The sequence below is a fragment of the Mixta sp. Marseille-Q2659 genome (assembly GCF_940807255.1).
Classification (GTDB): domain Bacteria; phylum Pseudomonadota; class Gammaproteobacteria; order Enterobacterales; family Enterobacteriaceae; genus Mixta.
Genome location: NZ_CALNWY010000002.1, coordinates 142,419 through 167,300 on the forward strand (window position 1 = coordinate 142,419; position 24,882 = coordinate 167,300).

The window sequence follows — 24,882 nt, forward strand, 5'->3', positions numbered from 1 at the left end:
GGCTGATTGCTGTGAAGAAAAGTGCGCTGCAGTGACGAAGCGTCATATATAACGGGGAAATGAATCACTGAGCGCAAAAACGAAAAAACCAGCTCAATGGCTGGTCTTATAGATATGGTGCTATCGGACGGGCTTGAACCTTCAATCGACCGATTATGAGTCGGGTGCTTTAACCAATTAAGCTACGATAGCAAAAACAAAAAAGCCCCGACGGGTTAGGTCAGGGCTTAAATTCTGTTGCTCAACGACTTTTGTCACGAGCATAACAGAAATGTACCAGGCTCTCGTCTCGTTTTCAAATTATTTTTGCAAGTTTTTGCATTTAAGCGGCAACTTTGTGATTTATCCCATTCAGTTCGCGCATTATCGCGTGATATACGGATGCCTCAAGCAATTCCCGGCACCATCTGATTCGCTTCCTGCTTGATTCAACATGTATGCCGGTCAGCCGCGACAGCTCGTACGCAATATCTTGCGCGCATTTGCGTTCGCAATAGTATTTAATGGCTACATGACGAATCGGGTTATCAGGTGCGAACGTACTGCAGATGACAGATTCAACCAGGTCAGCATCTTCCTGCTCGTTGGCGCGGTCGAGAAGATTGCTTACTGAGTGCTGCGGGTTAATGAGCTGCTTCGCTTTGATGAACAGCTCATCTCCGCGATATCCCTGCTTATGAAGATTGTTCACCACTTCCATAATCCGCTCTGATTCCCTGTCGTTCCATTCCTTGCGTATCATCAGGCGCCCTATCACGCTCGACTTTCCGCCATCTGGCCCTACGTGGCCGCCGTACTTCTCACCCCACACATCAAGCAGGCAACGCACCCATGCGGATTGCAAAGGAGTTATGAGCTTTACAGGCTTGAGGTAACGCTTCTTCAGGTCGGATTTTCGCATAACCTGTGCTAACTGAGTCAGTGCTTCAGCGTGCATGCTTAACCCCCATGATTTTCGCTGTGTTGCGGATGATCCGGTAATTTATCTCTGCCATGCCGCGCATTTTCATGATGCGAAGCTTCAGCCACTTCTCTTTGAGGTATTCGGTCATGCGAACCACCAATTCAGAATGCGCTGGCTTAAAGGCTGCCGGGCGCTGGGTTTATACTGAACTCGCTCTATCTTTCTGTTCACTTCAGCCAGGCGACTCTCCAGTTGCTTTCGCGTCTGCAGATACATAGCCAGCCGGTAATGGTCTATTGCTTTCATGCTGCACGCTCCATTGCCTGTTCGTAGCTCAGATAAAGCCCCCAAAAGCTGACAAGCATATTTGCCTTCACGACCGCTTTTTCTTCGTTGCACCAACGGCAGAACCAGCCAACAGCCATAGCCAACTCCTGCTCGATCTGATGCGGGCCCTCCAAGTGAATTGGGAAAATGAAATCGTCGAAAACAGCCGCCGTTGATATCGGATAATTGATGCCGTTCATGCTTCCTCCAGTTCGGTGATCACCACTTCCAGCCGTCCGCCCTTCACCACTTCGCAGCGCACCATGCGCACGTCATCAATCAGGCTGTCGTCAGCTATAACGCCTGCATGTGTGAGTGAGTCGAGAGGTGCTTTAAAGAGGTTGTCGAGGTCACGCCGGGCGCGTGTAGGTGGATATGCGAGGATTTTTACTTTCAGCCTGCCGGCCAGTTGGAATTGCTGATTTGCTTCGGTGATTTGCTGAGTTACTGCTGCGGTGTATTCCCTTCCCTTTTTGCTTTTTATCTTTCGCCCGCGAAATACTGAGAAGAGGTGGTTATTTCCGGGCGGCCATGGCAACGATATCCGATACTGGTTCATGTTTTTACAAGCCCCTCCCTCAGCCAGATTACCTGCGTCCTTAAAACGCCCTCAGCATGCATCAGGGAAAGCTCTTCACGGCTGTAGCTGGTCTTTACACGACCATCGACAACATCGTGACAGCAGTTGCAGGCAATCGCTCCAAGCAGGTCATGCGGTTTAATGCCGGTTCCACATGTGCCAGCCAGCCGAAGATGCGCAAGACATGATGTTTCAGGGTTGTGGTTGCAATGACCGGGAATCCGTATCTGGCACTCTCTTCCGCGAGCTTCTTTCCGCAAATTACTCATCATCGTCTCCAGCCATATATCCGTTCGGGTCTCTGAATATCGTGTAGAAAGCACAGCAGTCAGAGCAGACGTGACATTCGTCTGGTGACAGCGGTAACCCACAATCTGCGCAATGTGGCTCTACTGGTTCGCTCATCGTGCCGTCCTCATCCGGTCCCATTTAGCACGCAGCAGGCCACCTACGTAATCAAACGTGGTTATCTGACTGGCGGTTGGGATTGGTTTCTTGCGGGACTTGCGGCAGGTAGTGCGGAATATCAGGTTATTAATGGCTTTCTGTGTCGGGGATACTCGCCTCATTCAGCCTCTCTCCCCCAACGTATACAGGTCGAAATAGGGATACCGGTTTCTTCGACAATTTCACGGTATGTTTTCCCGGCCCTCCGCAGCGCCTGAACATTATTGCGTTGCTTTGATGTTCGCTTTTCATATCTGCGATTTGTCAACGGTATTCCGTTACGGCAGGCGAAAACGATGATTGCGGCTTTTGTCCTGCCCAGCTCCGATGCAATCTGCTCTGGCGGGTAGTGCGTTGCCATTTCTTTCATTCGCCGAACGTCGGCAGTTGTGTAGCCTTTCATGCCCGCACCTCACGAATCAGCTTGTTGAACTCGGCCATCAGGAAGCCATCGGGATAGGTTTTCTTAGGCTCAGCAAGTTCTTTCATCCACTCCGGCAGTAAACGCTTGTTCGTCTGCCGTATATTGCGGATCAGATAGTCATCACCAACAGACACAAGCCTGTACTGAAGGCGTCGCGGGTCACCTCTTTTCAGCAGTTTCACGTTTGCCGAGCTGCTCATGCGGTGCAATGTGCCTGATACAACAGATACGTGAACCATCCCGTATTTGCTTTTGAGTAACTGAGTGACTTCTGATGCTGTAAACCACTGCCCTTTTGGCATGCAGTCAATAATCATTAAGTTGGTTGGTAGTCTCATGCTGCGCTCCTGTTCTTTTCTTCTGTGTAGCCAACCCACACCTCAATCTTTTCGATGTCCTTATCCGTGGCGAATTTCCATGTTTTCCCTTTGTGATGCCGGTACTGGCCATGACAACAGCGACTGATTGATGAGCTATCAAACCCCTCGCGAACTGCATCCATGCCGCTTAGATAAGCCCTTTGCTCACCTGTCTTTATGTCGCATGAAATAACTCGCCGACTGACGTGGTGATCGCTACTAAATTTGCCCAAGCAATTACCTCGCTTTCCAGGTAATGACTCCAACTTACTGATAGTGTTTTATGTTCAGATAATGCCCGATGACCTTGTCATGCAGCTCCACCGATTTTGAGAACGACAGTGACTTCCGTCCCAGCCTTGCCAGATGTTGTCTCAGATTCAGGTTATGTCGCTCAATGCGCTGAGTGTAACGCTTGCTGATAACGTGCAGCTTTCCCTTCAGGTGTGATTCGTACAGCGGCCAGCCATCCGTCATCCATACCACGACCTCAAAGGCCGACAGCAGGCTCAGAAGACGCTCCAGTGTGGCCAGAGTGCGTTCACCGAAGACGTGCGCCACAACCGTCCTCCGTATCCTGTCATACGCGTAAAACAGCCAGCGCTGACGTGATTTAGCACCGACGTAGCCCCACTGTTCGTCCATTTCAGCGCAGACAATCACATCACTGCCCGGTTGTATGCGCGAGGTTACCGACTGCGGCCTGAGTTTTTTAAGTGACGTAAAACCGTGTTGAGGCCAACGCCCATAATGCGTGCACTGGCGCGACATCCGACGCCATTCATGGCCATATCAATGATTTTCTGGTGCGTACCGGGCTGAGAGGCGGTGTAAGTGAACTGTAGTTGCCATGTTTTACGGCAATGAGAGCAGAGATAGCGCTGATGTCCGGCAGTGCTTTTGCCGTTACGCACCACGCCTTCAGTAGCGGAGCAGGAAGGACATCTGATGGAAATGGAAGCCACGCAAGCACCTTAAAATCACCATCATACACTAAATCAGTAAGTTGGCAGCATTACCCGCTTTCCAAGCTCTCGAAATGCATGCCGAATATTTTCGCTATGGGTTACCCATTCCAAGTTTTCAGCTCGGTTATCTGTTCTAATTCCGTTCTTGTGGTTAACCACCAACGATGGCGCGGAGCCATCACAAAAAGCAGTTGCCACCAGACGATGCAGGTTGTAATTCTTCCTATTGATTTTCACCTGTAGATAACCGGTTCCTTTTGAGATAAATGGAGTCATTATTTTCCCTTTTATCCATCTCTCATATGGTCGTTTAATATCTTTTCTGTCTTTGCTTCTAAATCGCCCATAATTACTGACTTCGTAGTCAGGGCTAATATCTATCGCTTTCCATATTTCACTCATAATAATCTCCTGCCCTAAGGCTTATATCGTTCATAGCGCAGTAGGCATGTATGTATTCGATAACACCTGATAGCTTTTTAACTGACATTTTCGCCGTGCTTTCTCTGATGTTTATAAATTCACCTTCAAGGCCCGGAACAATCTCAGGGTTTTGTCCAGTAGCAATTTGCCAACCCGAAACAAACAGGCTCTTCCAGTACTCAACTGACCTCTTTTTCCCCATGAATACTGCCTGCCTGCTTACGTCTGTAAGCATTGCGTGGAGTTTTGCGTTTTGCGCAAGGCTGCGGGTGTCTTCCTGGATGATTATCTGTAGGGGGCGATCGGTATTAGTGGGGAGGTTCTGGATAGCTTCTATGCAGTTCTGGCGTATTCGGTTATCTCTGATGAGGTACGTCTGTTTCTCCATCGCTCTTCTCCTGTTTCAGCCCAAAATGCTCTCCCCATTTCTCATCGAGAACATGCTGTGGCGTACTGACAAGGGCAGAATTATTCTTCTGCTCCTGTTTGCTGCTTAACGCTGCCTGCCAGCCATCGCGCCAGATTTCCCAGCTTGTTTCGACAACATCCGGGCTTGGGTAATCGTCAGGATGCCAGCCTGTGTGGTCCTCAAAACTTTCTGCAAATAGCTCTCGCTGCTGCCGCTCCAGCTCATCGTTGTTGGTCATCGATAATTCCTCACAACTTTGCGGAAGTTAGTTTTCCCAGCGTCCGCCAGCTTCAGTCGGGCCACAAGTTCGTCGCAAGCTTTCAGGTCTCGGAGACTATTTGATACCGGCATATACGCCTCCCAAAAAATCAACCGGATATACCACGGAGACCTTTTTTCAACGATAAGCCCTCCCTTCCCATCCATTACGGCTCGATATTGAGGATTGTCCATCTCACTCTCCTTCCTGATGCTTGCCGGTCTGCTGTGGCTTTTCCGCTCGGTATTTATATTCCTGCTTAGCTCTGGCGCGGCAGGCGTCGCAGTTTGGCGAGTAAAAGCTATGCCATGCGCAACCACCGAAATCCTCTTCATGCTTGCTCATCACTCTTCCCCTTTGTCGTGCATCATCAGGTAGACAATCATCGCGGCGCGGAGAGGGTTTTCATGTTCCACGCCGGCATTACTTAGCAGGCCAACAGATAGCGGCCATGCCTTTGCTGGCGACTTTTTAAAAGGCATTAAGCCAATGCCAAATTTCTCGATAATCGGCCCGGCATCAGCCCATGAGTTGCAAGGATCGAATCTCCGCCCAGTGCTATTTCTAATTACTAGGTTCAGAGTTTCTTCAGTGTTTAGCGCTTCACCAGTAGATTCACCAACAGCCTTGTTAATCTCAAAGTCACTCATCTTGCTGTAGTCCATCTCAGACTCCCTCCAGCGGCAGGTTCGCAGCTGTGCTGGCCACGCGCAGAAACTCACGCATCATGTCCATGTCCATCCACACTTTCTCGGTCAGGTGAAACGCCCAGTTGGCCAGGCTTTCATGGCTGTGGATTCTGCTTACTGCGATTTCATAAAGTGTGTTGCCGGTATTCAGGACAATAAATCCGTCTTCCAGATAAACCTTTTTGGCCAGCTCTTCACGATGCTCAATGTACTTTTCAAGAAGTGTTTTCATCAGAACCCCGATACCTTTTCAACCTGTTGAGTTACGCGACGCTTTTTGCGGTCAGCGCGTTCTTCGATAGCCTGTTTTTGGTCGCACGGATAAAGCGCCACATCCTTCTGATCGACGTATACCGTTCCCGTCTTACCGTGGCGGTTAAGCCTGAGGATCAGCTCTGTCAGCGTTGGGTCGGCGCTGTCGTCGTAGATGCTCTCTTTGTAGATGGCCATCCAGTAATCACAGTCCTGCTCAATCTGGCCTGTGTCTCGTGAATCGCTGGCCATTGGACGCTTATTGGCTCGTTCTTCCAGATTACGGTTCAGCTGGGTCAGCAGGACAATTACGGTATCCAGCTCCTTGGCCAGATTCTTCAGTGCCTTGGTGATTTTGCCGAATGCCAGGGCGTTGGTTTCAGCCGACTCGGTGTTCATCAGCGTCAGGTAGTCGATGCCGATCATTCCAATGCGTTTATGGTTGCGCTTGAGCTTGCGGCACTCAGCCTGAATGTGAGCCAGCGTCATTCCCGGATTATCATCAATCCAGATGTTAGGACGGTCGCTCATTCTGGCCATCGCTGCATAAACGCGGTTCCAGTCTTCTTCGTCATTCGCACCGTCATAGAACATGTCAGTGTTAACGTGCGATGCCTGGCCAAGCATGCGCTCAAAGATTTGCTCTTCTGGCATCTCAAGGCTGAACATCGCTACCGGCAGGTTTTCAACGTCGGCGACATGCAGGGCAATTTCCGTCAGCACTGTGGTCTTACCCATCTTTGGCCTTGCGCCAATGACAAACAGCGAACCGCGCATGATGTGCTTAGGCGCGAGCATGTTGTCCAGGTCACGGATACCAGTAGTAAGGCCACGATGCGCATCAGGGTCGCTGAAGCGGTTCTCGACCATAGCTGTCCATTTCGAGGCAATCTCATCGATGCGGCGGAGTCCCTTTTTGTTTCCTGTCGTGGTTGATTCCACAGCCTCAGCCAGTAGCGCCTGTGCCGCCTCAACTTTCTGCTCGCTGCTCATGCCATTGCGGGAATTAAACAGGTGCATCACTTCAGCGGTCTGGCGTAACCACATGCGATCTGAAGCCCGGTCACGAACCACCTGAGCGTAGTTAGCGACGTTTGCCGCGCTGGGCGTGTTCTTGGCAGCTTCAGCCAAATAAGCCAGCCCACCAACCTGTTGCAGCTTGCCTGACTGCTCAAGGCTGTCACTCAGGGTCAGAAGGTCGATGTTGAGCTTGCGCCGGTTCATCGAAACAGCTTCCTGCCAGATTTCCTGATGAGCCCTGTTGTAGAATGCATCCGCTTTCAGGCTGGCCAGAGTTATTTGGCACTTCTCGCTTTGGCTGTCGATCAGGATGCTGCCGATAACGCCCTGCTCTGCTTCAAGACTGTGCGGTGGGATAAAATTATTTTCGGTCATTTGCGCGCTGCTCCTTCACTTTCGTGTAGCACTCATCCGTTACCAGATAATCCAGGTTCTTGGCTTGCCAGAAGCCGCCCTTGCCGTTTGGGCGCTCCTGCATCATCCACGTGCAGTTAACTGCGATGTACTCCAGGTAGTTTCGCCAGTTGGCGATCGTGAATGGTTTCCCATGAGCTTTCTGGTATTCCTGATTGCACTCGTTCCAGAACTTGCGCATTGCCGCTTTACGCTTTCCACGAATAACCTCCACACCGGCCATTTCAGGAAGTATTTCGTGATAGGCAGAGACCATTTCTTCGTAGGGGGTGATGATTCTTTTTGGCTGGTCAGGCTGCTTAGGTTCTCTGGCAATCCTGATAGGCTCATCATCATCGAATTCTGCTGCTTGAGATGGGCACTCAATATCTTTAGATATTGAGTTATTATTTAATACTTCATTGTTTGTGGCACTTTGCTGGCACTCTGTTGGCACAACCTCACCTGAGAGCCTTACTGGCTGCGGGTTTTGGTTGGCACTCTGTTGGCACTCTGTTGGCACAAAATTTGGCTGATAATCGTCGTATTTTGTGACTGAAATCCGGGTGAATTTCCTGTTTGTAATGCGACTTATCATGCTCAGCTTTTCGAACTTATTGAGCAGGTATTTGATGCGATCACCAGTGATTCCTGTCTCAGCTGCCAGCGTGTTACGGCCAGTAATAAACTCGCCACGGTTAACCAGAATCTCTCCAAACTCTGTGTTAACTGGCGCCGGTGCATGGTTTGCTGACAGGATGATGTGAACCCACAGGTGAACAGCCTCAGAATCCGTTCTGTAGAAGGGAAGCTCCTTGATTTTACGGTGCAGCAAGGCATACCCCTTACCGCCATGATGCGGTGTCTCCTGGTTTTTTCTGGCCTCTCTCGCTCTGGCCAGACTCGCTACGTTACTCATTTGCCCTTCTCCTTCGCTTTGTGTTCCTCAAAGATTTCCCGCAGCTTCGGCCCAATAGCCGGGTTGCATTTCATGAGAAAGTCGAGTCGGGCAAGGTTTTTATGCACGCCGGTATGGCGATATGAATGCTTCTTCATGTATAATTACCTCGTTGAATTGGTTCAAAATTCGATGGTTATTTGAGAAGAGTCACTGGTGGCAGCCGGTGACTTTTTCTTTGGTGGAAGCACTGCTTCTACTGCCTGCCGTGCCACTTCCCTGATTAAGCTCGTCTCCCAGACTTTCTCCAGAAGAACGAACGTCACAGCCATATCGTGAATGTTTAACCGGCTGACTTTTGAATCAGCCCAGCCAGCCATCTTTGCGAAGTTCGTCTGCCCCATCGTTACCAGGCGGGAACGTAATTCGCTTTCCACTTCACGAATCCTTTTGCTGTGTTTTGCTGTGTCCATGTTGAATAATTACCTTGTTGTTTTTGGTTTGTTGATAAGACGTGACAAAGCCGTAGCTATTGCCACGAACCATTTGTTTTTTCGTTTGGATTTCGCTTTTCAGCGACGTAGGACTTCATGTCCGTTGTGAAAAGAGCGTGGGTTTTACTTAGGCGGCTTGAATGTCACGTCGGATACTAGGGAAGGATTTCAGTTCCTCCGCCGACACCTTGCCATCTTCATGAACGATAACTGTGATGTCTCGCTCTGAAGCTAGAGCTTTAAAAATTGCACTTTGGTAGACGCCTAGATCTTGAGCTGTCTTCGTCTGACCAAATTGCTTTGCATAGTCTTTTAATTTGATGCGCTGCTTCATAGGCTCCTCCTTAGCAGTGACACTGATTATCACCGCTAGAGGTAAAATAGTCAACACCGGCGGCGTTAGTCATTTATTCCATGCGGTGATAAATTTTGCAGATGGCCACGAAGAAAAGACCGCTCTCTAACGAGCAACTGGAAGACGCCAAAAGACTTAAGGCGATCTACGAATCAAAAAAAGTATCTTTGGGTATATCCCAAGAATCAGTAGCGCATGCGATAGGCATCGGACAATCCGCCATAGCCTCGCTTCTAAATGGCGTGAACGCTCTTAACCCAAGTAATGCCGCAGCTTTGGCTCGTGTACTGAAGGTGAATGTTGAAGATTTCAGCCCAAGCATAGCCGCTGAGATTGCCGAGATGTATCAGTCATTAGGCGATAACGCCTCTGCTGTTACAAATTATAGCTACCCCCTGTTCACACACGTTCAGGCCGGCCCGTTCTCCGAAGTAAACAGCTATACAGCCAGCGATGCAAAGGCATGGGTTGCAACAACTAAAAAGGCCAGCGATAAAGCGTTCTGGCTTGAGGTAAAGGGTCATTCGATGACCGCGCCGCAAGGCGTTCGACCGAGCTTCCCCGAAGGCATGCTGATTCTGGTTGATCCGGCCGAACCGGTAGAGACAGGAGATTTCTGTGTTGCTTCTGCTAATGGGGACTCAGAGGCAACCTTCAAGAAGTATGAGCTGGATGGTGGCGTTAGTTACCTTGTACCACTGAACCCTGCTTACAGGATTATTGATTGCGACCACAGTATCCGCATCATTGGCAAGGTGGTTAAGGCTCAGTGGCCGGAAGAGACGTTTGGATGATGAAATGAAGATTGGATACATCTTCCCTGCTGTTTGTGGGATAGCGGGGATAGCACTCCTGGTATGGTTCATTGCCAGCGGGGCCTGGATGCCAGGGGCTTAAGCCAAAAGAGACGTTTGGGTAAGCTTGCTGCCGAACAAGCCCTTCGCCCAAGCCCAATTAATAAGTTATTTCAGTTTAAATTTGTTATGCGAAGGGGGTTCTTAAGTGGCAGTCTCAAAAGAAATGAGAAAATTAATAAATAAATGGAAAACCGGAAATTCATGGCCTAAAAGGCTTGAGTGGATTGAAATACAAGGAATACGAGGCTGGTCTGGACAGCGAGTTGATCTTCAATTCCCTATAGTGGCGCTAGTCGGAGAAAATGGCTCAGGAAAAAGCACTGTCTTACAGTGCGCTGCATCTATTTATAAAGATATTAAGAAAAGATATGCCTCCTATTACTTTCCTGATACTCCTTTTGAAAAAATAGAAAACGCATTTATACGTTTTTCTTACAAAGAGGGGAGTAATTCATCTGTTAAATCAATAAGGAAACAGACAACACGATGGAGAGGTAATCCTGAAAGACCAGAAAGAAGAGTTGAGTATGTAGATTTGAGCCGCCTTCAGCCTGTAAACGCTAGACTTGGTTATTCGAAGCTTCTGAAAAGCGGAGTAAGTGAAGGAAAGCATTCAGCTTTCGACCAGATGAAGCTGGATAGGCTCAATAATATTATGGGTAAATCCTATGTTTCTGCCGGATTATCACTAACTGATTCAGATGCTAAAAGACCGATAACTGTTGTTTCCAATGGCGAAGCAAGGTATTCAGGGTTCCATCAGGGAGCTGGAGAGATAACGGCTGCGGAGCTATTAGCTGCAGACTATCCTAAGTATGGTATTGTCTTAATTGATGAAATAGAAACATCTCTTCACCCAAGAGCGCAGAGAAGACTTATGCGCGATCTAGCTCATCTTGCTAGGGAAAGGGAACTGCAAATTCTAATAACTACCCATTCTCCATATGTTCTTTCCGAGCTTCCTCCCGAAGCAAGAATTTACTTGATGAATGGTGCTGAGGGTAGAACTGTAGTTACTGGGGTTAGTCCTGATTTTGCAATGACGAAAATGGATGAGGAAAATCATCCAGAATGCGATATCTATGTAGAGGATGTTGTTGCATCTACACTGGTTTCTGAAATTATCGCATCTTCAACAGAAAGAGACTTGCTATCTAGAGTAAAAATCATCCCCTTTGGAAGTGCATCTGTTGGTATGGCGCTAGGTCAAATGGCTGCAAACAAAAGATTTCCTCGCTCATCTGTTGTATTTCTGGATGGAGATCAATCCCCGGCTATAGGGTGTAAAATTTTGCCTGGTGATGATGCACCCGAAATCGTAGTCTTCGAATCTCTTCAAAAAATTGGTTGGCCAGCTATTTCAGAAAAAATAAGCAGGAAGCCTTCTGAGTCAATAGATGCTCTTAATAATGCCATGACAAATTCAGATCATCATGACTGGATAGAATATGCCGCTAACAGCCTTAATATTGGCGGGGAGATACTTTGGCATGCTCTATGTACATCGTGGGCTGTTAATTGTTTAAGCGACAATTCCAGAGATGCGGTTGTGCAACCTATTGTCGACGCAATAGAGGAGTAAATGATCCTTTTAACCGGCAGGTAACGCGGTACACTGCCGCCTCATCCCAACGTTGGCTCATAAAACCCGGCCACCGCGCCGGGTTTTTCATGCCCACCGAACATGCAGCCCGCCACTGAGCGGGCTTTTTTGTGCCCAGCTCTAAAGCTCACGGCTTCCATGCCGATAACATAATGTCCAAAGAGGCATAGCCCCAAGGGCTAAAAAAGACTATATACAGCATCTCTGCCCGCCTCGTGCGGGCTTTTTTTATAAACGTAACGGTATTTTAATCAACTGCTTACGCTTGCATCTATATCGACCGTTGCTAACATGAACATTACTGGCTCGGATGCCAGCTATGAACATATGTAAAACCACATTCTCACCACGTTGCCCGCCTTCTCTCCTCGAGTGGCGGGCTTTTTTTGTGCCTGCCGATAACCGCAAAAAATAAATTCACAGAAAAATCATAGCGTTCACCACCTAGCGAAATAAAATATCTCCTGCGGTGTTGACTTCATAAGCACTTGCGGTGATACTGGATTCACAGCAGGACGCTGGCGCAGACGAAACGGACAACACGCTCTTTATACAACGGTGACGGATCACCTACGTGGCTGAAAAGCCAAATTCATATACCGATGCGGATTTCCGAATGCGTTGATGACAGCACAACCGGAAGCCCACAGGAGGATTTATGACACGCAGAACAGTATTCACCGGTTCAGCAGAAAGCCGCCGCCGTGAGCGCCGCGCACATCTGCAAAGTGAAGTTAGCAAAAGCGCGGATACATTACATCGCCCTACCCCTAGCCGCGTTGAGCTGCAGTGCAAGCGCAAGCCAATGAGCCAGGCGGACAAGCTGACGCCTAACGAGTACACGCTTCAAATTGAAGCAGCTGCTGAGCGCGTAACGCTGTCGCTCGGTAAGCGTAAGAACTTCGACACCGTTCGTCCGGGCGCAACACACATCGTTAACGCCCGGCAGAAGATGCGGGGCACGTCAATTCCACTTATTTAATTGAGAGGCAGCAATGATCAACAACCCGAAAGTAATCGTAATGGAGCGCCCTAGCGGTGATTTTGCAATTGCTGTGACGGATGGGAGCAGCGACTTTCATGATGCACAGATGATGGTTGTAGCCAGCCATAAAGAAAATGGTGAGGATTTCATAGACACAATGGAAAGCGTTTTGTTCTTTGCGGCAAAGCGAATACTGGAGCTGGAAAAAGGCGGTTATTCACCGCCTCCATTAGGCGAAGGGCGTGATGTATCACTAGTCCCGATACAAAAAAGCTGACCAATCGTCATACCTGCAAACAAATATTGCGGCTTGTTTAGTCGATTGAGGGTTTGCCACTTGCTTTACTAAATCTCTGACGGTTGATGTGCTATGACTACTAGAACCAATATAAGTACCTATGGGTAAGGCCATAACTTCGCCTTGGTCGAATACCATGGTCCTACTAAAACCTAGCCTGCTCATTGCCTCATGCAAAGCTTGGTACTCATCACCGCCAGCTCCAAATAACTCAACGCGCACCAAATAATCCGCCATAAGATATTTCCTATATTGACTGTGGAACAGCCAACATATCAGTTTCCTTTGACTGTGGAAAGCTGAGGAACCACCTCGCCTGATGTGGTTAAAAGCAGGCACCGATTAACGAGGGGTCAGCTAAACGCTGGCCTTTTTTATTACCTGAATTCAGGCCAACACCATGGTTACACGAAAAGAGAGTCTGGTGATTGTTTTAACAATAGTCGCGCTGATGGCGCTGGCGAAAGTGATGGAGAGGTGTTTATGAGCAAAGAAACAGGCGGTCCGGCATTTCCACTGCCATTAGGTAGTGAGACGGTTGAGGGACAGGAAGGCATGACGCTGCGTGATTACTTCGCAGCTAAGGCTATGCAAGGAATGCTGGCAAGTGGCGTTCCATCAGGAGAAATCCCCATTTATGCATACGAAATCGCAGAAGCAATGATTGCAGCACGCCGACAGTAATCACTGACAGGAGAAGAGGATGGATTGCCCACATTGTAAGAAGCCACTTAGTTACCCTGAATATGCATGGAGTAACGCGTATATGTACAAAGAATCATGCACTGTAGCCACTGATTGTTGCGGCAAAGCAATCCTGGTAACCCCCCAGTTTTCGGTTGGGATTACCAAGTCCGATGCTACCGGCACGGATGACTGGGGAAAGCCAATCGCTGAGTAACACCGTAAAGCCGCCTACGCAGACGGCTTTGAGGTGCTACGCACCAACGCTTTAGAGACCTTCAATAACCAGACAGTAAGACACCTTAGCCCTCGCAATGAGGGCTTTCTTTTACACCAATCAACCTATTTCAGGAGTCCACGATGACACTTTCTATCGCGGGTGGCCCAGTCGTGGGCTTCACCCAGAACGAATCTCTACTCGACCTTATCACCCGCCGTTTACGTACCGGATGGCGCAACCTCATCGATACGCTGAATCAACCCGGGAGGCCATAACCATGACGATTATCCCCGTAAACGGAACTCTGCTGGTTCAGCAGGGGTGCCGGTTGCTCAACAAGCTTTACGAAGAAGCTTTTCCCGACAATCAGGAAGGCATGCATGACGCCATTGAATGGGCCTCTCAAATTTGCATCGGCTGGCATGAAAGCCAAAGTGCCGACTGGACAGCAAAGGTAATAAAAAATGCAGCAGCTTAACGACGATTTCTACTTCATCGAGATGATGAAAGCCATCACAGAGCCTCTGATGCAGGAGGTGATGACAGATGAGCAGGCAGCGAAGGATGCGATTGCCGATTTCCACACGGAGCGTCAGCAAGAGCGTATCGACTGGTACGCAAACCACTAACAGAAAGGTGTGATCATGAAATTCGAAAAAGCCATGAGAAAGAAAGCCAAGCTACGGCTGGCACTTACCGGGCCGAGCGGTTCAGGGAAAACGTACAGCGCATTGCTGGTAGCCAAAGGAATCGGCGGGAAGATTGCTGTAATTGATACCGAAAAGGGTAGCGCCTCACTTTACTCTGACGTAGCAGAGTTTGATGTATTAGAGCTGGATCCCCCCTTCTCGCCTGAGCGCTTTATTGAAGCCATTACAGCAGCTGAGCAGGCAGGGTACGAAACGTTAATCCTCGACAGCATCACTCACGAATGGAGCGGAGTTGGCGGCTGCCTGGAACTGGTAGACACCATTGCCAAGACAAAATTCCGTGGCAATACATGGTCAGCATGGAGCGAGATTAACCCCCGACACCGCCTTTTTCTGGACGCCATTCTTCGCTCGCCAATGCACATCATCGCCACCATGCGCAGCAAAACGGAAACAGCTCAGGTTGAAGAGAATGGCCGCAAGAAAGTGGCAAAGCTTGGCATGAAGTCAGAGCAGCGCGATGGCGTCGAATACGAATTTACGACCGTGCTGGACATAGGTCATGAAACGCATCATGCAATCGCCAGCAAGGACCGCACAAAGCTGTTCTCAAACTCTGACCCGCTAATCCTGAATGAAGATACCGGCAAGAAGCTGCTTGGATGGCTGGAGTCAGGTGCCAATCCTCAGGAAGAAGCGCTGAAGCAGTTTGTTGCTGATGCTTCAGCAGCAGAAAGCATGGATGCACTGAAACCGCTGTTTGAAGAGGTGTGGCGCACATTACGCGGTACCGAATTCCAGGCGAAATCTAAAGAGGTTTACGACGCGCGTAAATCAGAACTCGAACCAGATAACAAGGCGGCATGATGAGCAGCAAAGGCGTTAATAAAGTAATTTTGGTAGGCAACCTTGGGAAGGATCCTGAGGTTCGGTATATGCCGAATGGTGGCGCAGTAGCAAACATCACTCTGGCCACTTCCGAAAGCTGGCGTGACAAGCAGACCGGCGAGACTAAAGAGAAAACGGAATGGCACCGCGTGGTGCTGTTCGGGAAGCTGGCTGAAGTTGCGGGTGAATATCTGCGGAAAGGCTCGCAAATCTACATCGAAGGCAAGTTGGCAACACGTAAGTGGCAAGACCAGAGCGGACAGGAGCGCTACACCACAGAAATTCACGTGAATGTTGGCGGAACCATGCAGATGCTCAGCGGCCGGCAGGAAGGGCGAGGACAATCAGGACAACCACAACAGCAACAGCCGTCTCAATCCAACCAAACGAGCGGCATGCAGCAGGCACAACAACAACTACAGCGCCAACAGTCTGCGGCTCCTGCTGGTAATGAGCCACCAATGGACTTCGATGATGATATCCCGTTCGCCTACATCGGCCTGCAATACCCCTCTCACGCTATCCACAGCATCTAAACAGTAAGGCAGCACACCATGCAATCACCTCGCGAGCAAGGGGCGGCATTGCCACGCCCTGAACAAGACATGGAGAAACGTAAGCGCGAGGCGGTTGCAGGTGCAATCGCAGCCATGCAGGCGCTACGCAATGGAGAGCAGCACGAACGCATCAGCACCATGGTAGACCGCACCACCGAACGTTTGCAGAGGTATCACGCTGAGCAAACAGCCCAGCACCCTCCTCTGCCTCAAATCGTCGTCACGCCGCGTCAGGATGATGCGAGGTGGGATTACAGCGACCGCCGGTACGGATTTCTCGGCGCCGCTCGTCAGGAGTGAATATGCGCAAATATCAACGCAGGCTGAAAACGGAAGCTGGACGGGTTCGCAACGGATGGCTGATTGAGCTTGAGGATGGGCTGGCGGTGCAGGTTACGGACGTGAAGCACCTCGGCAACAGAGTGTCATTCATGACTGGCGGCACTCCGTGGTCGCTTGAGCATGACGACATCGTTTATCGGGTTATCGATATGGAATTAGTGGAAGGAGTGGGGAAATGAGCCGAGATACAGTAGAAATTGCAAATGAGTTACTGGCGGAAAATGCAAGGTTGAAAGCGCAGCTGGCAGAGCGTGACGCGCAGATAGTCAGACTCACAACTGAGCGCGATGCATTGCGAGAGGAAAAAATCGGCAAAAACAGCAATACACGAGATGCGGCGGACATCTATTTCCAGTTGGTCGAGGAATGTGAAATTCCGCCCGGCGGCTCACTCGTTCAGTATGTTGACGGGCTAAAAGAGCAGATAGCAGCGCTGAAGGCTGACTTTATACGCCTTGATAGGCAAATGTCAGTTCTGGAGCAGACAGGGATAACTGACCGTGACAGGGCGGATAAGGCAGAAGCGCAGATAGCGGAGCTGGCGAAGCAGGAGCCTATAGGCATAGTTAAACTTGGAGAGTATGACGATTGCGGCAATCACCCTGACGCGACTGTAGTGTGTCTGCATGAGTACGCTGATTGGGATAATTTTCAGGACGGTACTGAGCTATTCACCCGCGCCGCGCCGCCAGCGCCGGTGGACGATTTAGTAATGCAGATTCGTCGATTAGTCCATGCGCTGAAAAAATCCAATCCCGACAGTCCGTTAATAGCGCAAGTTTCGGACTATATGCAGCGTAGCGGATATTGGCAGGCAAGCGACTGTTTACGGAGCGTGGCAGATGAATAATCAGGAAAGGCAGGCGCTGATTCGCCAGTTACGCGACAGCATAAGCGACCTGACGGCTTACGTTAACATGAAGCCTGAACCTAAAGATGCAGAAGATTATAGGTGGACGATAAAGGTTCAGGAAATCGCCCTGGCGGCATTAACCGAAAACTGGCAGCAGCGCGCAGGGAATGCTGAAGCAGAATGCGTAAGGCTGAACAGGGAGGCGCAAAATCTTAGCGACCAGTTAGGCGCGTGTGACCGAGAGCGCAGAGCATTGCGGGCGCAGCTGGCAGAGCTGGAGCAAGAGCAGTCCGAGCATGACCAACAGATTGCTACTCTGCAAGGTAAGTTTGATTTAGCTCTTGCTGGGCTGCGAAGCAAAACGGCTCGTTGTGAAAAAGTAGAGGCACAGCTTGCAGCGCCGTTGGTTGTGAAAGCGCCAGAGTTTAAGGTACACGCTCAGCATCCAACAATGGCCGCTGGTATGCGTGACAATGACTGGAAAGAAGCAATTAAAGCCGCTGGCGGGAGCGTGGCAGATGAATAAATCAGCAATGCGTTTTGTGGTTCGATCCTGGAAGAAAGAACTGAAAAAACCGGAGTGGCTTATTGGTTCGCGCCGTCGCCGCAATTCTTGTGCGCGTGATTTCGCCGGAGCCAGTCTCGAAACTGACATCGACATCCGTTGCCAGCAAGATGCCGATGAGCTTGTTGCGGAAGAACTAACCTACTGGGATTGAGGTGGCAGATGAATAATCAGGAACGGCAGGCGCTGATTGGTTTCATCAATGCGGAAATAGCAAGAATTCAGCGAAAAAAAGAACTGCTGGAAGGTGACCGTATGCGCATCGCCTCACATCGTCTTTCACTGGCGGCATTAACCGCTGAGCCTGTGAAAGTGCCGGATGAACTCACCATGCGTGAAGCTATTAGGTTGAAGCTTTCCGTTGACTGGGCTGCAGGTTACAACACGGCGATTGCACACTGCAAAGAGTTAAGCGAACCCATCGACAACACCGCGCAGCAGTATGAGGCGCTGGCAGGATGGAGGATTGTGCCGGTTGAGCCCAGCAAAGAGATGCTCAGCCAAATCCATCCGATCGCTGATGGGAATTGCAGCCATTGCGGAAACCGCACAACGCTAGACTGTAAAGAAAACATGCTGCTTTCGTGGCGTGACATGCTCGAAGCAGCACCGAAACCGGAGGTGTAAATGCTGGCAGGCTTCATCCTCCTCATTACCGCTCACTCTCACGCCCTACCCCTGACCGATAAAATCTATCCCACCAAAGCAGAATGCGAAGCCATCAGAGTCAGGCTGAATGAACGCCGACCGCTGGCTCAGCTTGTGTGTGGTGAGGTAAGGAGATAACCCATGAAAGAAACCATGGCATTGATCATGGCTGACGGATTTTTCACCGAAAAACCAAACTTTGTTGAGGTGAGCGACATCATTTCTTACCTGGTGACTCGCGAAAGCTATAGCAGGCCCGAAGATGCGGACGGCTCGCCAGTGAAGCAATACGGAATAACCGTGAAGATTGAGATAGAAGAAATCAAATAGCCGCGAAAGCGGTTTTTTATTGCCAAATTCCGGAGAAACAACATGAAAGTTGAAATTGATAACCGTTACATCATCGAAAGCAGCACCCACGATTTCGTGCTTTATGAGAAGAAAGTGTCGCAGTCAGGAAAAACAAAGGGGCAAATCGTTCTCTCGCGTCTAGGCTTCTTCCCGAAAATGCATCAACTGGTGCGGGAACTCATCACTCATGACCTGAAGCAATCCGATATTGACACCATAAAGGCCATGCAGGAGCGAATTGAAAGCGTAGCCATGCAGTGTGAACGAGCTTTTAAAGGAGAGTAACTATGCATGCCGATATCCTCGACGAGGCCGCAGAACGCGAGCAGCAGCTGATAGCAGTAGCCTTAGCCAACAGACCGGCGCCCAGCATGGTCTACACCGGTGAATGTCACTACTGCGAAGAGAAGATTAGTAAGGGGCATTTCTGCTCGGGCGAGTGCCGAACTGACCATGAGCGCATGGTGTGGGCTGAGAAACAGCGGAGGTTGATGTGAACACAGAATGGAACGGACGCGGCCTTCCGCCGGTTGGATGTGAGTGCGAATACACTATGAATGGCGGCGCCACTTGGTGGCGATGCGTTATTAAATACATAGTGGGAAAATCAGGTGTTGTAATGGCCTGCGACTGCCCCGGTGGTGAGCAGTATGTTCATTTTGAGCATTATAACAGCGAGACAGAGCAATTTAAGTTCCGACTTATCCGCAACGAAGCAGACCGCAAGCGGGATGAGGCATGCAAAGCCATGACTGACAGAATTGATATGGATAATTACCTCGCAGGAATTATCTATGACGACATCGCCGCTGGGAAAATCCCCCACATCACCCTGAAGTAAAACCCCCTACCCATTTTCACTATCGCGCTATGCGTGAGGAGTTGTTATGTCTGAAGTAAGCATATTGGATATGTGCTGTGGCTCACGCATGTTCTGGATGGATAAGCAGGACAGCCGCGCTGTGTTCACGGATAAACGAGCGGAGCAGCATGTGTTATGTGATGGACGCACACTGCAAATCAGCCCGGACGTTATCGCCGATTTTCGCGCTTTACCGTTCGCTGATAACACATTTGCTCAGGTCGTATTCGATCCGCCGCATCTGGAACGCGCCGGCGAGAACAGTTGGATGCGTAAGAAATATGGTGCCTTGGATAAATCGACGTGGCCACAAGATATCCGGGCAGGATTTGCAGAAGCATTCCGGGTGCTGCGTCCTAATGGCACGCTGATTTTTAAATGGAACGAAACTCAAATCCCAGTTAGCAAGGTAATCGCCCTAACCGACCAAAAGCCAACTATCTGGCAACGAACAGGCAAAGGCGACAAAACACACTGGATAATCTTCCTGAAATCATGCTAACCCCACTCCACCTTCTCATCACAATCATTGCGATCATCATCGCCAGAGCAATATTCAACTACCTGTAGAGGTCATCTATGCATGACGACGTACCGATGACGCTTTCGGAGGCCGCCGCATATCTGAAAGTGTCCAGCAGAACAGTAAGCAACCTCATAAAGAAAGGCGACCTAGTTGGCCGCCGTACTGGCGGAGATTCCGGTAAGTACCTCGTTCTGAAATCCGCCTGTATTGATTATCTTCGCAATCCGACCCAGAATCGCCCGGCGAGCATGGGTGATGGCACAACAGGAGGACCATCATGTCAATCACCCTCAGAGGCGGTGTATGGCACTGTCATTTCTTTACCCCAAATGGCAAAAGGGTTAGGCGATCGCTTGGGACAGCGGACAAGAAGCAAGCGCAGGAGCTGCATGACCGGCTGAAGGCTGAAGCATGGCGCGTCGAAGAGTTGGGCGACTTACCGGCGCGCTCATTTGAAGAAGCCTGCATGCGCTGGCTTGATGAAAAGGAGCATAAGCGCAGCCTGGACGATGACAAAGTGAAGATAGAGTTCTTCCTTGGTCACTTTGCCGGGCGCGATATATCAACAATTACCGGCGAGGAAGTGCAGAAGATTGTGGGAAGGATGGTAAACCGAAATCATCGCCGGAAATGGGAGATTCAGCGGGATGCGGCCATCAGGGATAACAAGCCCGTTCCGCCATATAAGGACAAGGCCGTCAGCGCAGGCACAAAGAGCCATTACCTTTCTTTCATGCGGTCGCTTCTTCGGGCGGCAGCAAATGAATGGGGATGGATAAAAACGGCGCCGGTTATCAAAACCAAGAAGCCTGTCAGCAAGCGCATTCGGTGGCTGACCCGGGAAGAAGCAAACCGACTGATTGAGTGCATGCCGGAAAGCATGAAACCAGTCGTGACTTTTGCACTGGCTACCGGGCTACGGCGCAGCAACATCCTAGACCTTGAATGGACGCAGGTTGATATGCAAAGAAAGGTCGCATGGATAAACCCCGAGAACGCCAAAGCGGGCAAGGCTATTGGCGTGGCTCTGAATGATACGGCATGCAGGGTTTTGAAGGAGCAAATCGGGAAACATTCGCGGTGGGTATTCGTTCATACCAAAGAGGCAACCCGGCCTGACGGAACCAAGACTCCGGCGGTCAGGAAGATGCGGTGTGATGATAACACAGCGTGGCGGATCGGACTCAAGCGGGCAGGCATTGAGGACTTCCGGTTTCACGACTTGCGACACACCTGGGCAAGCTGGCTCATTCAGTCAGGAGTTCCATTGTCGGCGCTGCAGGAAATGGGTGGATGGGAAAGCATAGAAATGGTGCGTCGATATGCTCACCTCGCCCCTAACCATTTAACGGAGCATGCGCGCAAAATTGACTCACTTTTAGGTGACAACGACACAAATACGACACAAGGAGGAAATCAGGTAGGTTTGCGAATTGCGTAACTTATTGATATTTAATGGCACGCCCTACAGGATTCGAACCTGTGACCTACGGCTTAGAAGGCCGGTGCTCTATCCAGCTGAGCTAAGGGCGCATCGGTGAGTTGCGTCGAATTATACGGTGCGCAGACAGCGAGTCAACGTTTTTACAGCCGCGCTACGCCCTTCGCCGAAGATGTAACCAGCCAGCGCGATTCAGGGACTGACAGCAGCCTGTGCTTCTGACAAAATATGCGCCATTTCCCCGATTCACTCAAACAGATGGATTTCTTCACTGATGGCAGCAAAAATTATTGACGGTAAAACGATTGCGCAGCAGGTGCGCCTTGAGGTTGCTGAAAAAGTGAAACAGCGTCTGGCGGACGGAAAACGCGCGCCGGGTCTGGCCGTGGTGCTGGTTGGCGAAGATCCTGCGTCACAGATCTATGTGGGCAGCAAACGCCGCGCCTGCGAAGAAGTTGGTTTTATTTCCCGCTCTTACGACTTGCCCGTCACCACCAGCGAAAGCGAGCTGCTGGCGCTGATCGATGCGCTGAACAATGATGGCGACATTGACGGCATTCTGGTGCAGCTTCCGCTGCCATCGGGCATCGATAATGTGAAGGTGCTGGAGCGCATCGCGCCGGATAAGGATGTTGACGGCTTCCATCCGTATAACGTTGGTCGGCTGTGCCAGCGCGCGCCGCTGCTGCGCCCCTGTACGCCACGCGGCATCATTACGCTGCTGGAGCGCTACAATATCGAAACCTACGGCCTGAATGCGGTAGTGGTCGGCGCATCGAATATCGTTGGACGTCCAATGAGCCTTGAACTGCTGCTGGCCGGCTGCACCACCACCGTTACGCACCGCTTTACCAAAGATCTGCGTCATCATATTGAACATGCCGATCTGCTGGTGGTTGCCGTTGGCAAACCAGGCTTTATTCCTGGCGAATGGATCAAGCCAGGCGCCGTGGTGATTGATGTCGGCATTAACCGTTTAGAGAGCGGTAAAGTGGTCGGCGACGTCGCGTTTGAGGCTGCCGCTGAGCGCGCCGCCTGGATTACGCCAGTGCCGGGCGGTGTTGGGCCGATGACGGTTGCCACCCTGATTCAGAATACGCTGCAGGCGTGCGAAGAGTATCACGACAAAGGAGCCGCATAATGGCCACATTTTCATTAGGTAAACACGCGCACGTCGATCTGTGCGATCTGCTGAAGCTGGAAGGCTGGGTAGAGAGCGGCGCGGTAGCGAAAAATCTGATCGCCGACGGTCTGGTCAGCGTTGATGGTCAGGTGGAAACCCGCAAACGCTGCAAAATCGTCGCGGGCCAGACGGTTGAGTTTGACGGCCAACGCGTGACGGTTACAGCCTGAAGATCTGGCCGTCTGAATCAGACAATTCATGCATCGAATTGGCTGAATAAAGAGATATCGGCGGCATGACGCTGCAATCACCCTCTGTCAGCCTGTCGCCAGGGTAAAAACAGCCGGCCAAGCCGGCTGTTTTTATTTCTGCATGCTTACTGCACCTGCGGGAAACGCAGCGCGCTTTGCTCTTCAGCGCTAAGTTCAGGCTGCTGCGCCTGGCCGCTTTGCGAAGATTTTACCGCGGCTTCCAGCACCGCCATTACCGCCAGCGCCTGTTCCGGCGGCACGGGATTTTCCTGCGCGCCGTTCAGCGCGTTAGCGATCTGCATATAATACTGACGCTGGTCGCCCGCTGGCGTCGGCAGCTGGCGCGGCGCTTCTTCGCCGCGGTACAGCACCATCGCCTCATCATCTTCGCCCCAGCCGGCGCTGCCAGGCGTTACGCCCGCCAGTAGCTGACTCTCCTGCCGGTCCGCGCGCGCCTTAATCAGGCTGCCCTGCGTGCCGTGAACGCTGAAACGCGATACGCCGCCGGCCACCAGCATACTGCAGTGTAAAATAACCCGATGGGTCGGATAATTTAACAGCACGTGCGCCCAGTCGTTCACTTCCGCATTGTCGCGCAACGTGGCGATATTGCCCTGCACGCTTTCCGGCAGACCAAACAGCTGTAGCGCCTGGTCGATCAGATGCGGGCCTAAATCGAACCACAGACCGCTGCCCGGCACATTCTGCTCGCGCCAGCGCACGCGCACCTGCGGACGAAAGCGATCGATATGCGATTCAAACTGCACCACTTTCCCTACCGCGCCCTGCTCTATCGCCTGACGCACGCCGAGATAGTCGCTGTCCCAGCGGCGGTTATGGAATACCGACAGCAGCAGCCCTTTTTCCTGCGCCAGCGCAATCAGATCGCGCGCTTCCTGCATATCCAGCGTGAAAGGTTTATCCACCACCACGTGTTTACCCGCTTCCAGCGCCTGGCGCGCCAGCGGCGCATGGGTAGCATTCGGCGAGGCGATCACGATCAGATCGACCTCAGGATGCGCGATCGCCTGCTGCGCATCGGTGATCACCTGGATGCCCGGCAGATCGGCATGAACCTTGGCGGCATTACTGGAAACGATCGCATACAGATTCAGGCCCGCCGTCGCGGAGAGCAGCGGCGCATGAAAGGTTTTCCCGGCAAAGCCGTAGCCGATCAGCACAGCGTTAAGCATTTTTTCAGACGTAGCGGTATGACTCATCTTGTTCTCCTTCGGCGATAACAGAAACGTCGGTGGAATCTAAGGGCGGCAGTTCATTCCAGGGACGATCGATAAACAGGCGTTCTATTTCAGTTAAGTCAGCAACCCGATGCGGCTGACAGCGGTTCAGCTTTAAATGATCGACCACCAGCCAGCGTTGCGCGCAGGAAGCCAGCATGGCGCGCTTAATTTCCGCGTCCGCTTCTTGGCTGGCGCTCAGGCCCAGTGTGGGATGCACCGCGCAGGCGCCCAGCACGGCAATATCGGCGCGATAGCGCTGAAGCATCGCCAGCGTGGCGGCGCCAGCAAACAGGCGCTGATCATGATCCCACTGGCCACCCAGCAAAATTAGCTCAATATCGGGGCGATCGCTGAGCGCCCAGGCGATATCCAGCGAGGCGGTAATCACCCGCGCAGGCACGGTTAGTGCGGCGGCCACCGCCAGCACCGTATTGCCCGCATCCAGCATGACGGTACTGCCCGGCGGGATCTGCGCGGCAACGGCCTGGCCCAGCCGTCTTTTGGTATCGCTAAGCAGCGCGCTACGCGCCCGGCGCGTCATCACCGGCACGTCCAGCGCGATGGCGCCGCCGTGGTTTTTCTGCGCCAGCCCCTGCTGTTGCAGATCGTTAAGATCGCGGCGCACGGTATCAACCGAAACCCGCAGCATTTGCGCAAGCTGCGCCACGCTGCATTCTCCCTGCTCGCTGAGCAGCGCTAAGAGTTTTTTCTGACGTGCGGCTTTGTGCATAAATCC

At 51.1% G+C, this 24,882-nt stretch carries 47 protein-coding genes and 2 tRNA genes; 25 read left to right on the forward strand and 24 right to left on the reverse strand.

The annotated features are described in order from the left end of the window. Nucleotides 1-115: 115 nt before the first annotated feature. From P3C52_RS02560 to P3C52_RS02655, 20 genes are all read right to left on the reverse strand, one after another. Nucleotides 116-192 (reverse strand) — tRNA-Ile (locus P3C52_RS02560). A gap of 130 nt (nt 193-322) precedes the next feature. Beyond that, entirely contained in the window at nt 323-937 is a 615-nt protein-coding gene (locus P3C52_RS02565) for a hypothetical protein (RefSeq protein WP_275553660.1), read from the reverse strand. Next, entirely contained in the window at nt 927-1,052 is a 126-nt protein-coding gene (locus P3C52_RS02570) for a YlcG family protein (RefSeq protein ID WP_104958083.1), read from the reverse strand. The genes P3C52_RS02565 and P3C52_RS02570 overlap by 11 nt, the downstream gene beginning before the upstream one ends. A gap of 154 nt (nt 1,053-1,206) precedes the next feature. Continuing rightward, entirely contained in the window at nt 1,207-1,431 is a 225-nt protein-coding gene (locus P3C52_RS02575) for a protein ninY (RefSeq protein WP_275553661.1), read from the reverse strand. Then, nucleotides 1,428-1,790 carry a RusA family crossover junction endodeoxyribonuclease gene (locus P3C52_RS02580; RefSeq protein WP_275553662.1) on the reverse strand — a complete coding sequence of 121 codons (363 nt, stop codon included), beginning with the start codon at nt 1,788-1,790 and terminating at the stop codon, nt 1,428-1,430. Before P3C52_RS02580 ends, P3C52_RS02575 begins: the two co-directional genes overlap by 4 nt. Further along, nucleotides 1,787-2,080, reverse strand: a complete 294-nt coding sequence (locus P3C52_RS02585) for a DUF1364 domain-containing protein (RefSeq protein ID WP_275553769.1) — start codon at nt 2,078-2,080, stop codon at nt 1,787-1,789. The genes P3C52_RS02580 and P3C52_RS02585 overlap by 4 nt, the downstream gene beginning before the upstream one ends. Beyond that, complete coding sequence (locus P3C52_RS02590; RefSeq protein ID WP_343252002.1) at nt 2,073-2,240, reverse strand: protein NinF; 168 nt, start codon at nt 2,238-2,240, stop codon at nt 2,073-2,075. Before P3C52_RS02590 ends, P3C52_RS02585 begins: the two co-directional genes overlap by 8 nt. Nucleotides 2,241-2,376: 136 nt before the next feature. Further along, on the reverse strand, nt 2,377-2,661 hold the full coding sequence (locus P3C52_RS02595; protein ID WP_275553664.1) for a hypothetical protein: 285 nt from the start codon (nt 2,659-2,661) through the stop codon (nt 2,377-2,379). Beyond that, complete coding sequence (locus P3C52_RS02600) at nt 2,658-3,020, reverse strand: hypothetical protein (protein ID WP_275553665.1); 363 nt, start codon at nt 3,018-3,020, stop codon at nt 2,658-2,660. The genes P3C52_RS02595 and P3C52_RS02600 overlap by 4 nt, the downstream gene beginning before the upstream one ends. A 288-nt stretch (nt 3,021-3,308) precedes the next feature. Further along, nucleotides 3,309-4,006 (reverse strand): IS1 family transposase gene (locus P3C52_RS02605; RefSeq protein ID WP_275553408.1). Its coding sequence is split into 2 segments (ribosomal slippage): nt 3,309-3,757 and nt 3,757-4,006, totalling 699 coding nucleotides; the frame shifts between segments, so codons are not numbered across the junction. 33 nt (nt 4,007-4,039) lie between these two features. Continuing rightward, complete coding sequence (locus tag P3C52_RS02610) at nt 4,040-4,411, reverse strand: NUMOD4 motif-containing HNH endonuclease (protein WP_275553666.1); 372 nt, start codon at nt 4,409-4,411, stop codon at nt 4,040-4,042. Next, nucleotides 4,404-4,820 carry a recombination protein NinB gene (locus tag P3C52_RS02615; protein ID WP_275553667.1) on the reverse strand — a complete coding sequence of 139 codons (417 nt, stop codon included), beginning with the start codon at nt 4,818-4,820 and terminating at the stop codon, nt 4,404-4,406. The genes P3C52_RS02610 and P3C52_RS02615 overlap by 8 nt, the downstream gene beginning before the upstream one ends. After that, nucleotides 4,789-5,079 carry a hypothetical protein gene (locus P3C52_RS02620; protein ID WP_275553668.1) on the reverse strand — a complete coding sequence of 97 codons (291 nt, stop codon included), beginning with the start codon at nt 5,077-5,079 and terminating at the stop codon, nt 4,789-4,791. Before P3C52_RS02620 ends, P3C52_RS02615 begins: the two co-directional genes overlap by 32 nt. 365 nt (nt 5,080-5,444) lie before the next feature. Next, the gene (locus tag P3C52_RS02625) at nt 5,445-5,765 is read right to left on the reverse strand and encodes a phage protein NinX family protein (protein ID WP_275553669.1); all 321 of its coding nucleotides are present in this window, start codon (nt 5,763-5,765) and stop codon (nt 5,445-5,447) included. Nucleotide 5,766: 1 nt separating this feature from the next. Next, entirely contained in the window at nt 5,767-6,021 is a 255-nt protein-coding gene (locus P3C52_RS02630; RefSeq protein WP_275553670.1) for a hypothetical protein, read from the reverse strand. Further along, the gene (locus P3C52_RS02635) at nt 6,021-7,436 is read right to left on the reverse strand and encodes a DnaB-like helicase C-terminal domain-containing protein (RefSeq protein ID WP_275553671.1); all 1,416 of its coding nucleotides are present in this window, start codon (nt 7,434-7,436) and stop codon (nt 6,021-6,023) included. Before P3C52_RS02635 ends, P3C52_RS02630 begins: the two co-directional genes overlap by 1 nt. After that, nucleotides 7,423-8,373, reverse strand: coding sequence for a DNA replication protein (locus P3C52_RS02640; RefSeq protein WP_275553672.1), 951 nt, complete (start codon nt 8,371-8,373; stop codon nt 7,423-7,425). The genes P3C52_RS02635 and P3C52_RS02640 overlap by 14 nt, the downstream gene beginning before the upstream one ends. Continuing rightward, nucleotides 8,370-8,510, reverse strand: a complete 141-nt coding sequence (locus tag P3C52_RS02645) for a hypothetical protein (protein ID WP_275553673.1) — start codon at nt 8,508-8,510, stop codon at nt 8,370-8,372. Before P3C52_RS02645 ends, P3C52_RS02640 begins: the two co-directional genes overlap by 4 nt. A gap of 24 nt (nt 8,511-8,534) precedes the next feature. Further along, on the reverse strand, nt 8,535-8,825 hold the full coding sequence (locus P3C52_RS02650) for a CII family transcriptional regulator (RefSeq protein WP_084970707.1): 291 nt from the start codon (nt 8,823-8,825) through the stop codon (nt 8,535-8,537). Nucleotides 8,826-8,973: 148 nt separating this feature from the next. Beyond that, nucleotides 8,974-9,180, reverse strand: a complete 207-nt coding sequence (locus tag P3C52_RS02655; RefSeq protein WP_275553674.1) for a Cro/CI family transcriptional regulator — start codon at nt 9,178-9,180, stop codon at nt 8,974-8,976. A 101-nt stretch (nt 9,181-9,281) separates the two neighbouring features. Here P3C52_RS02655 and P3C52_RS02660 point away from each other — a divergent pair, with 101 nt between their 5' ends. From P3C52_RS02660 to P3C52_RS02680, 5 genes are all read left to right on the forward strand, one after another. Further along, complete coding sequence (locus tag P3C52_RS02660; protein ID WP_275553675.1) at nt 9,282-9,995, forward strand: LexA family transcriptional regulator; 714 nt, start codon at nt 9,282-9,284, stop codon at nt 9,993-9,995. Between the two features lie 4 nt (nt 9,996-9,999). Then, on the forward strand, nt 10,000-10,098 hold the full coding sequence (locus tag P3C52_RS02665; protein ID WP_143807664.1) for a YoaK family small membrane protein: 99 nt from the start codon (nt 10,000-10,002) through the stop codon (nt 10,096-10,098). A 105-nt stretch (nt 10,099-10,203) separates the two neighbouring features. Then, nucleotides 10,204-11,640 carry an ATP-binding protein gene (locus P3C52_RS02670; protein ID WP_275553676.1) on the forward strand — a complete coding sequence of 479 codons (1,437 nt, stop codon included), beginning with the start codon at nt 10,204-10,206 and terminating at the stop codon, nt 11,638-11,640. A 679-nt stretch (nt 11,641-12,319) separates the two neighbouring features. Then, nucleotides 12,320-12,643: an antitermination protein gene (locus tag P3C52_RS02675; protein WP_275553677.1), complete on the forward strand. Its 324-nt coding sequence runs from the start codon at nt 12,320-12,322 to the stop codon at nt 12,641-12,643. Nucleotides 12,644-12,656: 13 nt separating this feature from the next. Beyond that, nucleotides 12,657-12,923, forward strand: a complete 267-nt coding sequence (locus P3C52_RS02680) for a hypothetical protein (RefSeq protein ID WP_275553678.1) — start codon at nt 12,657-12,659, stop codon at nt 12,921-12,923. On the opposite strand, the gene ghoS is transcribed toward P3C52_RS02680, so the two are convergent. After that, the gene (gene ghoS / locus P3C52_RS02685) at nt 12,900-13,181 is read right to left on the reverse strand and encodes a type V toxin-antitoxin system endoribonuclease antitoxin GhoS (protein WP_275553679.1); all 282 of its coding nucleotides are present in this window, start codon (nt 13,179-13,181) and stop codon (nt 12,900-12,902) included. The genes P3C52_RS02680 and ghoS overlap by 24 nt on opposite strands. 246 nt (nt 13,182-13,427) lie before the next feature. Between ghoS and P3C52_RS02690 the strand changes: the two genes are divergently transcribed. From P3C52_RS02690 to P3C52_RS02775, 18 genes are all read left to right on the forward strand, one after another. Next, nucleotides 13,428-13,628, forward strand: a complete 201-nt coding sequence (locus P3C52_RS02690; RefSeq protein WP_275553680.1) for a hypothetical protein — start codon at nt 13,428-13,430, stop codon at nt 13,626-13,628. Nucleotides 13,629-13,988: 360 nt separating this feature from the next. Further along, nucleotides 13,989-14,123: a protease FtsH-inhibitory lysogeny factor CIII gene (locus P3C52_RS02695; protein ID WP_275553681.1), complete on the forward strand. Its 135-nt coding sequence runs from the start codon at nt 13,989-13,991 to the stop codon at nt 14,121-14,123. A 2-nt stretch (nt 14,124-14,125) separates the two neighbouring features. Next, complete coding sequence (locus P3C52_RS02700) at nt 14,126-14,326, forward strand: DUF5444 family protein (protein WP_275553682.1); 201 nt, start codon at nt 14,126-14,128, stop codon at nt 14,324-14,326. Next, on the forward strand, nt 14,313-14,477 hold the full coding sequence (locus tag P3C52_RS02705; RefSeq protein WP_275553683.1) for a hypothetical protein: 165 nt from the start codon (nt 14,313-14,315) through the stop codon (nt 14,475-14,477). The genes P3C52_RS02700 and P3C52_RS02705 overlap by 14 nt, the downstream gene beginning before the upstream one ends. 15 nt (nt 14,478-14,492) lie before the next feature. Next, nucleotides 14,493-15,365, forward strand: a complete 873-nt coding sequence (locus tag P3C52_RS02710; RefSeq protein ID WP_038627872.1) for an ATP-binding protein — start codon at nt 14,493-14,495, stop codon at nt 15,363-15,365. Continuing rightward, entirely contained in the window at nt 15,365-15,922 is a 558-nt protein-coding gene (locus tag P3C52_RS02715; protein ID WP_275553770.1) for a single-stranded DNA-binding protein, read from the forward strand. The genes P3C52_RS02710 and P3C52_RS02715 overlap by 1 nt, the downstream gene beginning before the upstream one ends. 18 nt (nt 15,923-15,940) lie before the next feature. Next, the gene (locus P3C52_RS02720; protein WP_275553684.1) at nt 15,941-16,243 is read left to right on the forward strand and encodes a hypothetical protein; all 303 of its coding nucleotides are present in this window, start codon (nt 15,941-15,943) and stop codon (nt 16,241-16,243) included. Nucleotides 16,244-16,245: 2 nt separating this feature from the next. After that, the gene (locus tag P3C52_RS02725) at nt 16,246-16,464 is read left to right on the forward strand and encodes a hypothetical protein (RefSeq protein ID WP_275553685.1); all 219 of its coding nucleotides are present in this window, start codon (nt 16,246-16,248) and stop codon (nt 16,462-16,464) included. Next, nucleotides 16,461-17,135: a hypothetical protein gene (locus P3C52_RS20935; protein ID WP_343252003.1), complete on the forward strand. Its 675-nt coding sequence runs from the start codon at nt 16,461-16,463 to the stop codon at nt 17,133-17,135. Before P3C52_RS02725 ends, P3C52_RS20935 begins: the two co-directional genes overlap by 4 nt. After that, nucleotides 17,128-17,664, forward strand: a complete 537-nt coding sequence (locus tag P3C52_RS02735; protein ID WP_275553686.1) for a hypothetical protein — start codon at nt 17,128-17,130, stop codon at nt 17,662-17,664. The genes P3C52_RS20935 and P3C52_RS02735 overlap by 8 nt, the downstream gene beginning before the upstream one ends. After that, on the forward strand, nt 17,657-17,857 hold the full coding sequence (locus P3C52_RS02740) for a hypothetical protein (protein WP_275553687.1): 201 nt from the start codon (nt 17,657-17,659) through the stop codon (nt 17,855-17,857). The genes P3C52_RS02735 and P3C52_RS02740 overlap by 8 nt, the downstream gene beginning before the upstream one ends. Nucleotides 17,858-17,865: 8 nt before the next feature. Beyond that, nucleotides 17,866-18,330, forward strand: a complete 465-nt coding sequence (locus P3C52_RS02745) for a hypothetical protein (RefSeq protein WP_275553688.1) — start codon at nt 17,866-17,868, stop codon at nt 18,328-18,330. Nucleotides 18,331-18,492: 162 nt separating this feature from the next. Further along, nucleotides 18,493-18,681, forward strand: a complete 189-nt coding sequence (locus P3C52_RS02750) for a hypothetical protein (RefSeq protein ID WP_275553689.1) — start codon at nt 18,493-18,495, stop codon at nt 18,679-18,681. A gap of 42 nt (nt 18,682-18,723) precedes the next feature. Further along, nucleotides 18,724-18,987, forward strand: a complete 264-nt coding sequence (locus P3C52_RS02755) for a DUF5405 family protein (protein ID WP_275553690.1) — start codon at nt 18,724-18,726, stop codon at nt 18,985-18,987. A 2-nt stretch (nt 18,988-18,989) separates the two neighbouring features. Then, a complete protein-coding gene (locus P3C52_RS02760) occupies nt 18,990-19,199 on the forward strand; it encodes a hypothetical protein (RefSeq protein ID WP_275553691.1) in 210 nt (69 codons plus the stop codon). Continuing rightward, entirely contained in the window at nt 19,196-19,543 is a 348-nt protein-coding gene (locus P3C52_RS02765; RefSeq protein WP_275553692.1) for a hypothetical protein, read from the forward strand. Before P3C52_RS02760 ends, P3C52_RS02765 begins: the two co-directional genes overlap by 4 nt. 46 nt (nt 19,544-19,589) lie before the next feature. After that, nucleotides 19,590-20,066: a class I SAM-dependent methyltransferase gene (locus P3C52_RS02770; RefSeq protein ID WP_275553693.1), complete on the forward strand. Its 477-nt coding sequence runs from the start codon at nt 19,590-19,592 to the stop codon at nt 20,064-20,066. A 301-nt stretch (nt 20,067-20,367) separates the two neighbouring features. Continuing rightward, a complete protein-coding gene (locus P3C52_RS02775) occupies nt 20,368-21,531 on the forward strand; it encodes a site-specific integrase (protein ID WP_085067656.1) in 1,164 nt (387 codons plus the stop codon). Between the two features lie 15 nt (nt 21,532-21,546). On the opposite strand, the gene P3C52_RS02780 is transcribed toward P3C52_RS02775, so the two are convergent. Continuing rightward, nucleotides 21,547-21,623, reverse strand: a tRNA-Arg gene (locus P3C52_RS02780). A gap of 182 nt (nt 21,624-21,805) precedes the next feature. Here P3C52_RS02780 and folD point away from each other — a divergent pair. Both folD and ybcJ read left to right on the forward strand, forming a co-directional pair. Then, nucleotides 21,806-22,672, forward strand: a complete 867-nt coding sequence (folD, locus tag P3C52_RS02785; protein ID WP_275553694.1) for a bifunctional methylenetetrahydrofolate dehydrogenase/methenyltetrahydrofolate cyclohydrolase FolD — start codon at nt 21,806-21,808, stop codon at nt 22,670-22,672. After that, the gene (gene ybcJ / locus P3C52_RS02790; protein WP_275553695.1) at nt 22,672-22,884 is read left to right on the forward strand and encodes a ribosome-associated protein YbcJ; all 213 of its coding nucleotides are present in this window, start codon (nt 22,672-22,674) and stop codon (nt 22,882-22,884) included. The genes folD and ybcJ overlap by 1 nt, the downstream gene beginning before the upstream one ends. A gap of 146 nt (nt 22,885-23,030) precedes the next feature. On the opposite strand, the gene P3C52_RS02795 is transcribed toward ybcJ, so the two are convergent. Then, complete coding sequence (locus tag P3C52_RS02795; RefSeq protein WP_275553696.1) at nt 23,031-24,125, reverse strand: oxidoreductase; 1,095 nt, start codon at nt 24,123-24,125, stop codon at nt 23,031-23,033. After that, on the reverse strand, nt 24,103-24,876 hold the full coding sequence (locus P3C52_RS02800; RefSeq protein ID WP_275553697.1) for a DeoR/GlpR family DNA-binding transcription regulator: 774 nt from the start codon (nt 24,874-24,876) through the stop codon (nt 24,103-24,105). The genes P3C52_RS02795 and P3C52_RS02800 overlap by 23 nt, the downstream gene beginning before the upstream one ends. Nucleotides 24,877-24,882: the final 6 nt, after the last annotated feature.